The sequence below is a fragment of the Prochlorococcus marinus str. MIT 0919 genome (genome assembly GCF_027359375.1).
GTDB lineage: Bacteria > Cyanobacteriota > Cyanobacteriia > PCC-6307 > Cyanobiaceae > Prochlorococcus_D.
Window position 1 is genome coordinate 1,208,149 of record NZ_CP114779.1, and the last position, 13,296, is coordinate 1,221,444.

The window sequence follows — 13,296 nt, forward strand, 5'->3', positions numbered from 1 at the left end:
GATGCAGATTAGGTGATTATTCAGAAACCTAGTCGTTTTACTTCTGGATGCAGTAAAAATCCATGAGAATCTTCGACTTTTTCTTGAATGACTTGAATAAGTTTGGCTATGTCAAGAGCAGAAGCATTGTTTGAATTCACAATGAAGTTTGCATGCATTCTAGAAATCTCCGCTCCACCAATACGAAACCCTTTTAAACCAAGATTTTCAATGATGCGTCCAGCTTTCAAAGGTTCAGGATTGCGAAAAACACTTCCGCAGCTAGGCAGATGGTAAGGTTGGGTTTTTAATCTTTTATTGAGATTTTCAGTAGTTGTTTGAGAGAGATTTTTATTACTGTGTCCTGGCTCTAGTAAAAAACGAGCAGATAAAACTATTAATTCCTCTTCTTGGAGAATACTTTGTCGATAGGAAAAATTGAGTTCTTTTTTTGTTAATACAAAAGGTTCTCCCCCTTGTAGGGACATTACTTTTACTGATTCAAGCCTGTCTGCAGTGCAATGACCTTGAGCTCCTGCATTCATAACAGCCGCGCCTCCAACTGTTCCTGGGATCCCTACAGCCCATTCCATTCCGTGAAGACCTACTTTTGCTACACGTCTAGCTAATCCTGGGATTGCTTCACCTGCCAAAGCTTCAATAACTCCATCTTCAGCATTGATTTTTGATCCTTGTAGTTTCCTTAAACATATAGTCAGTCCTGGAAGAATATTGTCGGTGATTAAAATGTTGGACCCAGCACCTATGATTTGGCAGTTAAGACTTTTTTGCTTTGCCCAATTAATTAAATCTTTAATTTCTTCGATATGTTTAGGTTCTGCTAGCCATTGGGCAGGTCCTCCTACTCGTAATGTGGTGAAATTCTTAAGTAATACTAATGATTGAATGCTTTTGGATATCAAATTTTTATGCAGCACAATTGGTTGACTTTAATTTATTAGTTTGATTGGAATTTACTAATTTCTCAGAAAACTTATCAATGTCTCCTGCACCCATAAAAATAAGCATATCATCATTTGATGTCTTATTTTCTAGAACTTTTTCTAATTCTATAAAGTTATCACAAGAATATACTGGAATATTTTCATATTTTTTTCTTATTAATCTTGCAAGTTTTTGAGTATCTATACCTTTAATTTTTTTTTCACCAGCACTATATATTTGTGTTAAAAATACTTTATCTGCTTTTCCAAGAGAGATTGCAAAATCATTAAGTAGATCTTTTGTACGACTATAACGATGGGGTTGAAAAATAACCACCAATTTTTTTGTAAAAGTAGTAATACCATCATTTTGATTAGATTCGACTAGTCGAGCAGTAGAAATTGTTGCATCAATTTCACTAGGGTGATGTGCATAATCATCTATAATTCTCCTTCCTTTCCACAAACCTTTAAATTCAAATCTTCTTTTAGGAGACTTAATATATTGAAGATTCTTTTTCAAATCATTAAATGTTAAGCCTGCTATTCTACAAGCGCTAATAGCTGCAAGTGTATTACTCAAATTATGCAAGCCAGGTAATGGCATCTTGAGTTTACTTATAAATTGCTCGTTTTCGTAATAATCTACTATTAGTTCTTTTTCATTGGTACAAATAGGTATGGCACTAAAATGCATTCCTTTAATAATCTTTCTTGAATACCAAATTGTATTGCAATGCTTATAATCTCGAAGATTTTTACAATCATAATTAGCAATAGTTTGATTACAATTCTTGCTAAAAATATTCATTGTATCTTTTAACGAATCAAGGTTTTTATAATAGTCAGTATGATCTAATTCTATATTTGTAATGATTCCTATAGTCCCTTTGAATTTAGTTAGTGTTCCATCTGATTCATCAGCTTCTGCAACTAGAAATTTACCTTTACCTATATGATAATTACTATTGAAAATCGGTACTATACCACCAATAATTGCTGTTGGATCTTGTTGGGATATTTTTAAAAGTGTGGAAATTATTGTGCTAGTTGTTGTTTTGCCGTGACTCCCTGCTACAAGAATTGATTCTTGGTTACTAATAAGTGAGGCTAAAACATCAGAACGATGAAGTATTGAAAGCCCAAGTTTTTCTGCTTCCAGTAATTCGAGGTTTGCTTTAGGTATCGCAGTGCTTACAACGATCGTTGGTAGTGTTTTAGTGGAATCACATAGTTTGTGGATATTTTCTGCTTGTTGGTTATAGAAAATTTGTGCACCATTTTTTTCTAATTCTTTAATGGCATTATTTTGCTTGAGGTCTGAGCCAGATATCGAAAAGCCTTTTTTTCTTAAAACCATTGCAATCGCTGACATACCAATGCCACCTATTCCTATGAAATGAAGATGGCTTGTTTCTTTTTGAATTCTTCTAAGGTTTTCAACGATTGAACCATAACGTTCCCTTGCTCTTAAGGCTCATTTTTTAAATTTTTTGAGTTGAATTTCTAGGTTTTACTGGTTTTTCGAGATGAATTTTGTAGAAAGCACGTAAAGAAGTAAAGAAATGCGCCGTATTTCTGTATGATCACAGGCCATTTCCCCTCCGATTTATAGCGGCTTTTAACATGACCTTACGTGTAGCGATTAATGGATTTGGCCGAATTGGTCGTAATTTCATGCGTTGTTGGTTGAGCAGAGGCTCAAATACAGGCTTGGAAGTAGTTGGTGTGAACGTCACTTCTGATCCAAAAACCAATGCTCATTTATTGAGGTATGACTCAATTCTGGGCGAGCTTAAAGATGCAGATATTGACTATGCAGATGATAAATTCATCATTAATGGAAAGGAAATCAAATGCTTCTCTGATAGGAATCCATTGAATTTGCCTTGGAAAGAATGGGATATTGACCTCGTTATTGAATCAACAGGTGTTTTTAACACTTATGAAGGAGCGAGCAAGCATCTTGCTATCGGTGCAAAAAAAGTTATTCTTACTGCCCCTGGCAAAGGAGAAGGTGTAGGAACTTTTGTTGTTGGGGTAAATGCCGATGAATACAATCACTCTGACTTTAATGTACTTAGTAACGCAAGTTGCACAACAAATTGCCTTGCACCGGTAGTTAAGGTTTTAGATCAAACTTTTGGGATTAATAAAGGTTTGATGACAACTATTCATAGTTATACAGGTGACCAAAGAATTCTTGATAATAGTCACAGAGATCTGCGAAGAGCTAGAGCCGCAGCGATGAATATTGTTCCAACTTCAACAGGAGCAGCTAAAGCAGTCGCTTTAGTTTATCCTCAAATGAAAGGGAAGTTGACAGGGATAGCAATGCGTGTACCTACTCCTAATGTTTCTGCTGTCGACATTGTTTTTGAAGCTGGTTGTGCAATTACTGCTGACAAAATTAATGCAGCAATGAAAACTGCTTCAGAAGGATCTATGAAGGGCATTATTAAATATGGAGACCTTCCATTAGTGTCAAGTGATTATGCTGGAACTAATGAATCTTCTATTGTTGATACTGCATTAACAATGTCTATTGGAGATAATATGGGTAAAGTAGTTGCTTGGTATGACAATGAATGGGGCTATAGCCAAAGGGTAGTAGATCTAGCTGAGATTGTTGCACAGCGTTGGAAGTAGTCTTTAATTATCTAGAGTAATTATTACTTTATTTGAAATGATTAAAACCTAAATAATTCTCTAGATTAATTTCTTTGTCATTATCCAAGACAATTTTAGGCTCTCCTTGGGTTATTTCCCCTAACAAGTGACCAGAGGGGACAATCTTTAGCCACTCTTCTGCCCACATAGGAGGCAAACTTAAAACCAATTCATAATCTTCTCCGCCATTGATGCACCATTGGTCCCATTGATTACCAATAGGCCACTGAGGGTGTCTAGGAAAGTTGTTTGAATTAAGTATTGCTTTGCAATTGCTGCTTTTGCAAACATTGTTGATTGCTTCTAGCAGACCATCACTGGTATCTATTCCAGCAGCTCTCCAAGGCAAAACCCTAGGTTTGCAGCTAATTAATTTTTGTAGTGCAATTATCGGGGGCACTGGTCTTTGATGTCTTTTGATAGCCTCATTTTTAAGTTCACTTGATAGCGCGTTTCTTTGTTTTATCTTTTCCTCAAGAAGGATTGCTAATCCAAGCCTGCTAAGTCCATGTGGTCCACTTGTTACAAGGTAGTCACCAGGTAAAGCATGGGCTCGGTGAAGGTGTAATGGACCAAGAGATCCTATTGCTGTTATAGCAATTACTTTCTCGCTCCCTTTAGATATATCTCCACCAATTAATTTGCCTCCGTATGTATTTAAGGCACTGCTAATCCCTTCATATACTCCATCAACCCATTCCCAGGGGGTTCTAGGAGGAAGTATTAGCCCAATGGTGACTCCTAGGATTTCATCAACCCCACTTGAGGCTAAATCAGACAAATTAACGGCTATTGCTTTCCAGCCAACATCTATTGCTGAAGTTGTCTTGTCGCTAAAGTGAACTTTGTCAACAAGCACATCTGTATTCACGATTAAATTGTTATTAGAAGTTTTGATTAAGGCAGTATCATTTTCTATTTGACCTTCATCCATAAATAGTTTTAAACGATTCAATATTTCTTGTTCGCCTATATCACAAATACATTCTTGAAAGTTTTTCTTGTTAACCATGAGCCTCTAGCTTTTCAATTCCATTCAGGACTTTGATTGACAGTATTTGATCATCTACGCCTAGCTTATTTAGCACTTCATTTCCTTCAACAACGTATCCAAAAGCTGAATTACGCCCATCTATTAAATTTCTTCCTGCAGGATTGAGTTCAGCTTCATACAAAAAGAAAAAGAATTGAGATGATCCATCATCTAGCGCGTCTTCAGAATGAGCCCAGCCTAATGTTCCTAGAGTTGCAAAGGGCAGCACAGGATTTGCTGTATACAATCCAAGCTCTTCAAATGTTGCGTTATAAATTGTTTCTGACTCACCTTCAACTTTGATTTCCAGTGGCACATGCCTTTCTTTTTTTGTTTCAGGATCTATATAGCCAATCTCATTTCCTTTTGGGTCTCCAGTCTGAAGGACAAAAAATTCTTCGGCTCGATTGATAGGTAGACCGTCATAAAAACCTTTGTTAGTTAGATCAATAAATGACCCAGCTGTAAGAGGAGCATTATATCCATCAATTACAGCAGTCATTTCCCCTTGAGTTGTTTTTATAGACACATCTGCTCGACCTAAAAGTCTAGGCAAATCATTAAATTTATCAGGTATTTCATATGGAAATTCCCCTGGGAGAAGAAGGGATTCTAGTTCTCCTATTTGTTCAAGTGATTGACGTCTTAAATTTATAAACTCTGCTTTATTTTTTTCGCTGGCTTGAACATTCAGGCTCTCAAGATTTTCTTTCAAAGATAAAAGAACGTTTTCTGCAGTTTGCTTCTTGCTTGAAGGTACTGATTGCAGTATTTGGTTTTTTCTATTATTTAACAAAAATTGACTTCTAGATGCAGCTTTGCTAATTGCAGGCCAACGTCCTCCTCTTACTAGGTCGCTTGTTTCTTCCAGGGTTCTTTGGATTTCTCTTAAGTCTTTTTGATTTATAGGTAGAGCGTTTCTCAAAATTGCATATGGGTCACTAATTCGATTCCCTTTGGGAAGTGCAGCAATTGCAGGTTTATCCCAAATGAATACGAATGGGATAAATAGTGTCAGAATTGCAAATAAGAGAATTTTTCTTGTCATGTGATGTTTCAGTCATGCATGACTTTCGCACAGTTCTATGATTACTTGTGATGATTAGCGGAAATGATTTCAAGTAACGACTTCCGGACCGGCACTACAATTGAATTAGATGGTGTTGTATGGCGTGTAGTTGAGTTTTTACATGTCAAGCCTGGAAAGGGATCAGCTTTTGTTAGGACAAAGTTGAAATCTGTTCAAAGTGGCAATGTGGTAGAAAAAACATTTAGAGCAGGAGAAACTGTGCCGCAGGCTATGCTCGAAAAAACAACTCTCCAGCATACTTATATGGAGTCAGGGGATTATGTTTTTATGGACATGAATAGTTATGAGGAAACTCGTTTGACAGCTGATCAAATTGGAGATAGCAGGAAGTATCTCAAGGAAGGTATGGAGGTTAATGTTGTGTCATGGAATGAAAAACCGTTAGAAGTTGAATTGCCAAATTCTGTAGTTTTACAAATTAAGGAGACTGATCCTGGAGTTAAGGGAGATACTGCTACTGGAGGTACAAAGCCTGCAATTCTTGAAACAGGAGCACAGGTTATGGTTCCTTTATTTATTTCAGTCGGTGAGAAGATAAAAGTAGATACTCGCAATGATAGTTATCTAGGTCGGGAGAACTCATGACAATGCATCTTGATCACGAAGAACTGCATCGCTTATTAGCCACCTTGGCAGAAAGTGATATACAAGAATTTCGCCTAGAAGGTGAGGATTTCTGTTTGGAGGTTAAACGTAATCTCCCAGGCTCAATGCCTTTAAATCATGTTGATGCTTCAAGTTCAGTTCAAGCAATTTCTCAACCAATAGCATCAGTTATTGCAGAACCTCCTGTTTCGTCAATTCCTAGTAATCCTCCCCCTGCAGTAGCAGCCTCAAGGTCTGAATATCAAGAAATTACAGCTCCTATGGTTGGGACTTTTTACCGAGCCCCTGCCCCTGGGGACCCTGCGTTTGTTGAAGTTGGTTCTCGAATTAAAGTAGGTCAAACAATTTGCATTCTTGAAGCAATGAAGTTAATGAATGAATTGGAATCAGAAGTTGGTGGAGAGATAATAGAAATACTTATTGAAAACGGTACTCCAGTTGAATTTGGTCAGGTTTTAATGAGAGTTAAACCTCTCTAAGCTTTATCCTATTAATTTGACAATTCCCATGCTGTTTTGATAGCAGATAGCATGCTTTTACAACATGCTTTTCCAGTGCCTGCTATATCAAAACCTGTTCCATGATCCGGTGATGTGCGTACAAATGGCAGTCCTAAAGTTGTATTAACAGCAAATTCGAAAGCTATTAATTTTATTGGAATAAGCCCCTGATCATGATACAAAGCGAGAATCCCATCAGGTGCCTTTTGGATTTCATTTCCTTGCCAAGCTTTCGCTGAGGACATCCAACAAACATCAGGAGATATTGGCCCTTTTAAAACAAAATTAGGATGACTTTTCTTCCATTGTTGAATCGTTGGAATAAGCCATTCAAGTTCTTCTTTGCCTAGTTGACCGTTTTCTCCTGCATGAGGGTTTAAGCCTGAGATACATAAGGTTGGATTTTCTTTAAACATTAAACAAAATTCTAATAATGCATTTAATTTTGAAGTTATTAATTCGGGTGTTAATTCTTTGGATATATCAATTAAGGGAATATGTGTAGTTGCTAAAAGAGTATTTAATTTCCATCCATTATATGGAGAAGTTGCAGTGAATAACATTGAGGTCTTTTGACTTTTAGTTAACTCGCCCAGTCTTTCTGTTTGTCCTGGGTAGCAATGTCCCGCTAGAGTCCATGCATGTTTAGATATTGGAGCCGTAACCAGCCCTTTTCCGGATCCACTTAAGACTAGTTCGCTTGCACGAGTTAACCAATCAAAGCTTGCTTTTCCACTCGATGCATTTGCCTTTCCTTGAGCAAAATTTTCTTTACAGGGAATGTTTTCGATATTTAGATCTTTAGGATTTGCAAGGGGATATACTCCTTTTTCTTTTAGACTTGCATAAATACCGTTAATAGTTTTTTTACACCCAACTAATAAAGTCTCTAGATTGTTAGGCAATTCATTGGAAGCAAGGGCTTTCAAAGTTACTTCAGGTCCAATACCTGCTGGGTCACCTAATGTTATGATTAGCGTGTTATTTTTTTTCATTGATTGTACTCAGATTCTTCTTTTATACAATTTTTTTCTATTAATTCTGTTCCGTTTTTCATATTTAATTGATTCAGTTTAATTATAATAAATTTCCTAACTTGCCTTAGATTTTTCATTATTATTTTAATAAGGAGAATGAAAGTTTTGAGACAAATAATTAAAGCAATCTTTTAACCCTGACTTATAACTTGGATGAATCAAAGAATACCCAAGTTCATGGCAAAGTTTTTTATTACTAACTTTTCTATTCTCTTTCCAAAATGATAAAGCCATTGGGCTCATTGATTTGGAAGCATTCTCAAATGATTCTAAAGGTGGTAGTTTAATTTCTAGAAGATTGGCTGCATATTTCATAACCTCCACATTAGATGCGGGAAGATCATCAGCTAAATTAATAATTTGATGACTAATACTTTCAGGGGCTAAGTCTATTAGATGCATAATAGATCCTGCTATATCATCCACATGTATTCTCGAAAAGACCTGACCTGGTTTGTCTACAAGCTTGCTTTTTTGATTTTTAATAGCTTCTAGGCTTGATCTGCCTGGACCATAAATGCCTGGTAGACGAAGGATTTGAACAGGTAAGCCAGATTGTTTCCATTCTTCTTCACAAGCTAATCGGCGGATGCTGCGAGTCTGCGTTGGTTTTGTAATATCACTTTCATCAACCCATGCACCTTTGCTATCTCCATAAACCCCAGTAGTTGATAAATATCCGGCCCATTTCAAAGGCATCTTTGTCAGTTCATTTTTTAAAATTTTAAGAACAGGGTCTTCTCCATTTTCTAATGGAGGGATGCAGCTTATTAAATGGGTTGTACCCTCAAAGATTGTGCTAGTCGGAATTGCTTTACTAGTGCTGTCATAAAGAAAATCCGTGCCTGGTTTACTAAAGCTTCTTCTGCTACAAAAAACTTTTGCACCAAGCTTTCTGGCAACTGCAGCTATATGTTGACCACTAAAACCGCCGCCAAAAATAAGCAATTTTGAATTTGGCAAAAATTTTTGGGATTGCTTGACAACCTCTTCAATCATAAGTACAAATGTATTACTTGCTAAGTTTTTTAATGGCCTCAGGTTCTTATTTTCATATTGTGCCAGAAGGAACTACTGGTTTAGATTTGCATGCTATTGAAACTTCTTCAACCACTGAACAAAGGAAAAGTTTCCAATCCATTTTAATACTTGTACTGCTTTTGGGATTTTTTACTGTTTTGGTGAGTCTTGAGCAGCCTCATCAATTTGCTTCTATATGTCAAAAGTATAACTCTGCCAATGCATGTCAGATTTGGTAATTGTTATGCTGCTTGCCAGTCCCACTTTTCGTCAGGCTTACTTATATTTTGTTTAGATGTTTTGTGTTCGTTTGGTTTAGCCCATTCAAGTAAACGCATTGCCAATCTTAGATCGCCTTCCACCCATGCGCGTAAAGCCATAGCACGTCGGGGATCATAAAACCTTTGTGTTCTATACCAATCAAACGCATCCGTATTTGATTTGTCACCATTACATGCAAGGCATGCTGGGACACAATTTTCTGTAATACTTAAACCGCCTTTGCTTCTAGGCAATACATGATCTATTGATTCAGATGGATTTCCGCAATAAATACAACTTTCGCCAGTAAAACTATGGAGGGACTGTCTCCATCTTCGGACACGTAATTTGGGGCAGAAATCTTCAAGGAAAACCGCATCCCTATTTTGCATCCGAGTGCATCGGTTAACTATATTTTGCCGTGGTTATTTCTTTAGTCAATATCTGATTAGTTGTTTGTAGATTTCTAATTAGTGCTATGAGCAACCTTCAAATTTGCCAACATTAGGCTTGGTTATCCTTTTACGGGCTATTTAATTAAACTGAGGAGTCTTAAATTAGATAATTATTGATCAAAATCAATAACTATACCTTTCTTCAATGTAACCTTTATCATCTTCATCTTGTTCTTCAGCCTCTACTTCAGCCTCTACTTCAGCCTGTATTTGTTTTTGTATTTCTAATTCATTTGGATAAAGATCTCCAAGATAGCCAACGCAATTATTATATTTGGCAGGTTCCCGCACAACTGATTCGATGATCATTGCAGCGGCTTGCCTAGGCGATGTTTTGAAAATACCAGGCTTTTGATTTTTAATTGATTCATATGCTGCTCTCCAACTTGATTCATGACTATTGCCTCCTTCACGCATCAGGCAATAGATATCAACACCAATTCCTGCTCCTGCTAAAGCTGCTGTTGATCCAAAAAAGCCTATCGAGGTAAGAAATCCAATGGCAAATGGTATGAAAACCAGATTCCTTTTCTTGAGCATGAGATTATTCCAAGCACTTATTTAATAACTTATCTACGTATTTTGCTCTGTCTAGTAGTTCTAATCATTTATCTATCCTTCTTCTCTGGGAATTTCACTAGTAATGATCAGAATATGAATAAGATTTTTTCTTCATTTACTCAGAAAACTCTAACACCTATTCATTTGACTACGTTCATTTCTTAAGCACTAACTTCTTGGCCATATTTTACCAATGCTCTCATTGGCACTTGCTATTAACCTTTTTAACTCCTTTTCTTAGGCTTAATTTGTTACTCCAGAGTAATTTGAGTTACTCCAATAAATGTGCTATTAACCAGTTTTCTCTAAACATTGCCTAGAGTAAAATTGCGCTTAATTTAGAGAATAGTATTTTCAATTTAATTTTTTTACCATGTATTTTAAGCTCTTTATTTTTTAAGACTTGAGAATTTCGTATTTATGTGTTGTCATCAGTGAAAGTATTGGATTTTTAAATGTCATCTTCTTGCTCATTCAGGATTACAAGAACTGCTGAAGATCTAGCTCAAACTCTAACGGCAATATCACAACGATTGGTAAAATTGGAACGGCGTTTAGAAACGTTAGAGTCTCAAGCTACTCAATCTGATTCAATACAGACTGATGAGGAAATTGTCATGCTTGATGGTGTTGATCAGATGCTTCAGGAATGTAAAGGTCTTTTGAATACTTCAACTAGCGAGGATAAGGACGGTGAATTTTGGTTGGAGGAGGAAAGTGAAGGTCATGGTATTGCTGCTTAAGTTTCTATAAATAAGCATTAACCTTTTAAAATCTTTGATGCTGCATTGACTCCTGTGCCAACTGGATACTTTTCAATACCTAGTCTGTTTAGTGCAATTTCAATAGATGCTATGGCTGAGATTATATCTCGATCATTTACAAATCCGAGATGTCCAATTCTAAATACTTTGCCTTTTAAGTGATCCTGTCCTCCTGCAAGTAGTATATCAAAATTATCTTTTACATATTTTCTAATTATATCTGCATCAATATCATTGGAACAGACAGCTGTAATTGAAGGGCTTCCACAATTTTCAGCAGCAAAAAGACTTAGGCCAATAGCCTGCATAGCTTTTTCAGTTGCTTCTTTATGTTTTTTATGGCGTTTAAAGATATTCTCCAAACCTTCTTCTTGCATCATTTCTAATGCTTCAGCGAGTGCAAAATATAAATTAACTCCTGGCGTAAAAGGGTTACTGTGTTTATCCGCTGTTTTTTTGTAAGGCTTTAAATCTAAATAAAACTTAGGTAGATCTGACCGATTATTTGCTTCCCAGGCCTTTTGACTCATAGAAACAAAACTTAGGCCAGGTGGCAACATGTATCCTTTTTGAGATCCTGATGCAACGACATCTAAACCCCATTGATCCATTGGGACATTACATGCACCTAAGCTTGTAACACAATCTGCAATTGTTATTGCTAGCTCATGTTTTTGAACATAAGAACTAATTTCTTCTAGATCATTAATAACTCCTGTGGATGTTTCTGAATGAGTTAAGATTACGGCCCGTATTGATTTATCTTTTTCGAGTACACTTTTAAATTTTTTGGGATCTAAACTGTTGCCCCAATCAGCTTTGATTACTTGAACATCAAGCCCATAGGCCTTAGCAACTTTGACCCATCGTTCGCCAAACTTTCCATTTTCTCCACAAATAACCTTATCGCCTCTACTCAGAGTATTTATAATTCCTGCTTCCATAGCAGCAGTACCACTACCAGTAATTGTTAAAACGTCTGACTCAGTTTGATGGAGCCACTTAAGCAGATTCGTTGTTTTTTTTACAATATCCTGAAACTCTGGAGTTCGATGGCCTATGGGATGCCTCCCAAGGGCTTGTAGAACTCTTTCTGGGACTGGCGTTGGTCCAGGAATCATTAGAGCAAGTTTTTCTTTCATCGCTTCCAGATGTAAAAGAGTTATCTTAAACAACTACCAAGGGAATTCATTTATTTCTAATCCTTTTTCTGATTCTAGAGGTTTAACCCTACCTATTTGGGTTGCTGCAGCTGCAAAAGCTGCAGTAGAAGTCATGCAAGGCAATGATTTTTGCCCAGTTCAGACTATTCAATTACCTGATGCTGAAGAAGTAATTAAGGTTCCTATTTCATCAGCAGCATCTCTTAATACTGGCAAGGGAGCCATGGCGATTAGTCATTGTGATCCTGGAATTTTGCTTGATTTAACAAGGGGGTTGGAAATTTGGGTTTTTGTGAATTTAGAGGAAAGTGATCAGATGGCCAATACAGACTCAGTCCTTTCTTCAGATTCATGGTTAAAAATTGATGGTGGTTTTGGGGTTGGAAAATTTGAGTCTGATGGTCAAATTTGTATCTCTGAGTTTGCCGAAAAACTTTTGTATTTAAACCTTTTGTCTTTTAGAAAACATGGAAAACTTTTAAAATTGGAAATTATTTTCCCTGCTGGACGAGATTTAGCTCAACGAACAAGTAACCGTGCTTTTGGAGTTGTAGATGGACTGGCTTTGATAGGTACACAAGCTGAGGTGCAAGTGAGTGCTTCTCCTGATCAACTTCAAAACGCTATAAGAAATTTGCGTGATCAATGTTCGAGAAAAAATTTTGCTGGTAATTTGACTTTTGTGATTGGTGAAAATGGTTTGGACTTAGCATTGAAAGCAGGTTTCAATGCTTTTCCAATTATTAAAACAGGTAATTGGTTGGGACCTTTACTTGTTGCAGCTGCAGAAGAAGGGGTAAAGCAATTGGTAATTGTTGGTTATCATGGCAAATTAATTAAACTTGCTGGAGGAATTTTTCATACTCATAATCATTTAGCAGATAGTAGGTTGGAAATTTTAGTTGCTTTAGCTGTTAAAGAAGGTATTTCATTTGAATTGATAAAATCACTTGGGCAATGTGTTTCTATTCAGGATGCCTTGCTGATGCTAGAACAAAATGATTTAACAAGTGCTAAGAAATTATGGCTTAGAATAGCTAGGGAAGTTGAGGAGAGAAGTCAAGTATATGTTAATCGCTATATTGCTTCTTCTATGAAGATAGGAGTAGTTTTGTTCGATCGTGAACGACGATTGCGATGGGCAGGTCCATTGGGTCTTCAAAACATTCATTCTCTAGATGTGACTCTTCAAGACTAGAGTTAAACTTTTATC

Annotated in this window: 15 protein-coding genes; 6 read left to right on the top strand and 9 right to left on the bottom strand. The window is 36.6% G+C overall.

The annotated features are described in order from the left end of the window. Positions 1 to 20: 20 nt before the first annotated feature. Both murB and murC read right to left on the bottom strand, forming a co-directional pair. A complete protein-coding gene (gene murB, locus O5635_RS06630) occupies positions 21 to 917 on the bottom strand; it encodes a UDP-N-acetylmuramate dehydrogenase (RefSeq protein ID WP_241462944.1) in 897 nt (298 codons plus the stop codon). After that, positions 907 to 2,370, bottom strand: coding sequence for a UDP-N-acetylmuramate--L-alanine ligase (murC, locus tag O5635_RS06635; RefSeq protein WP_072013259.1), 1,464 nt, complete (start codon positions 2,368 to 2,370; stop codon positions 907 to 909). The genes murB and murC overlap by 11 nt, the downstream gene beginning before the upstream one ends. A 179-nt stretch (positions 2,371 to 2,549) precedes the next feature. Between murC and gap the strand changes: the two genes are divergently transcribed. Next, the gene (gene gap, locus O5635_RS06640; protein ID WP_036901860.1) at positions 2,550 to 3,572 is read left to right on the top strand and encodes a type I glyceraldehyde-3-phosphate dehydrogenase; all 1,023 of its coding nucleotides are present in this window, start codon (positions 2,550 to 2,552) and stop codon (positions 3,570 to 3,572) included. A gap of 28 nt (positions 3,573 to 3,600) precedes the next feature. Here the strand turns inward: gap and thiL are convergent, their stop codons facing one another. Next, the gene (gene thiL / locus O5635_RS06645) at positions 3,601 to 4,605 is read right to left on the bottom strand and encodes a thiamine-phosphate kinase (protein WP_036901857.1); all 1,005 of its coding nucleotides are present in this window, start codon (positions 4,603 to 4,605) and stop codon (positions 3,601 to 3,603) included. After that, complete coding sequence (locus O5635_RS06650; RefSeq protein ID WP_081934281.1) at positions 4,598 to 5,674, bottom strand: peptidylprolyl isomerase; 1,077 nt, start codon at positions 5,672 to 5,674, stop codon at positions 4,598 to 4,600. The genes thiL and O5635_RS06650 overlap by 8 nt, the downstream gene beginning before the upstream one ends. A gap of 63 nt (positions 5,675 to 5,737) precedes the next feature. Here O5635_RS06650 and efp point away from each other — a divergent pair, with 63 nt between their 5' ends. Further along, complete coding sequence (efp, locus tag O5635_RS06655) at positions 5,738 to 6,301, top strand: elongation factor P (RefSeq protein ID WP_036901853.1); 564 nt, start codon at positions 5,738 to 5,740, stop codon at positions 6,299 to 6,301. Next, a complete protein-coding gene (gene accB, locus O5635_RS06660; protein WP_036901851.1) occupies positions 6,298 to 6,801 on the top strand; it encodes an acetyl-CoA carboxylase biotin carboxyl carrier protein in 504 nt (167 codons plus the stop codon). Before efp ends, accB begins: the two co-directional genes overlap by 4 nt. An 11-nt stretch (positions 6,802 to 6,812) precedes the next feature. Here accB and pdxA read toward each other — a convergent pair whose 3' ends face one another. Beyond that, positions 6,813 to 7,817 (bottom strand): 4-hydroxythreonine-4-phosphate dehydrogenase PdxA, encoded by a 1,005-nt coding sequence (gene pdxA, locus O5635_RS06665; RefSeq protein ID WP_036901849.1) that lies wholly within the window; start codon positions 7,815 to 7,817, stop codon positions 6,813 to 6,815. Positions 7,818 to 7,943: 126 nt separating this feature from the next. After that, positions 7,944 to 8,858: an SDR family oxidoreductase gene (locus O5635_RS06670; RefSeq protein ID WP_036901848.1), complete on the bottom strand. Its 915-nt coding sequence runs from the start codon at positions 8,856 to 8,858 to the stop codon at positions 7,944 to 7,946. Positions 8,859 to 8,890: 32 nt separating this feature from the next. Between O5635_RS06670 and O5635_RS06675 the strand changes: the two genes are divergently transcribed. Beyond that, positions 8,891 to 9,118 carry a hypothetical protein gene (locus O5635_RS06675; protein ID WP_036901846.1) on the top strand — a complete coding sequence of 76 codons (228 nt, stop codon included), beginning with the start codon at positions 8,891 to 8,893 and terminating at the stop codon, positions 9,116 to 9,118. A gap of 3 nt (positions 9,119 to 9,121) precedes the next feature. On the opposite strand, the gene O5635_RS06680 is transcribed toward O5635_RS06675, so the two are convergent. Together O5635_RS06680 and O5635_RS06685 are read right to left on the bottom strand one after the other, a co-directional pair. After that, complete coding sequence (locus O5635_RS06680; RefSeq protein ID WP_036901844.1) at positions 9,122 to 9,532, bottom strand: HNH endonuclease; 411 nt, start codon at positions 9,530 to 9,532, stop codon at positions 9,122 to 9,124. Positions 9,533 to 9,718: 186 nt separating this feature from the next. Further along, positions 9,719 to 10,135, bottom strand: a complete 417-nt coding sequence (locus O5635_RS06685) for a DUF6554 family protein (protein WP_036901837.1) — start codon at positions 10,133 to 10,135, stop codon at positions 9,719 to 9,721. A 476-nt stretch (positions 10,136 to 10,611) separates the two neighbouring features. Between O5635_RS06685 and O5635_RS06690 the strand changes: the two genes are divergently transcribed. Continuing rightward, a complete protein-coding gene (locus O5635_RS06690; protein ID WP_036901836.1) occupies positions 10,612 to 10,899 on the top strand; it encodes a hypothetical protein in 288 nt (95 codons plus the stop codon). A 17-nt stretch (positions 10,900 to 10,916) separates the two neighbouring features. Here the strand turns inward: O5635_RS06690 and O5635_RS06695 are convergent, their stop codons facing one another. Next, positions 10,917 to 12,062, bottom strand: a complete 1,146-nt coding sequence (locus O5635_RS06695; protein WP_036901833.1) for a pyridoxal-phosphate-dependent aminotransferase family protein — start codon at positions 12,060 to 12,062, stop codon at positions 10,917 to 10,919. On the opposite strand from O5635_RS06695, the gene cbiD reads away from it, so the two are divergent. Then, on the top strand, positions 11,980 to 13,281 hold the full coding sequence (cbiD, locus tag O5635_RS06700) for a cobalt-precorrin-5B (C(1))-methyltransferase CbiD (protein WP_081934280.1): 1,302 nt from the start codon (positions 11,980 to 11,982) through the stop codon (positions 13,279 to 13,281). The genes O5635_RS06695 and cbiD overlap by 83 nt on opposite strands. Positions 13,282 to 13,296: the final 15 nt, after the last annotated feature.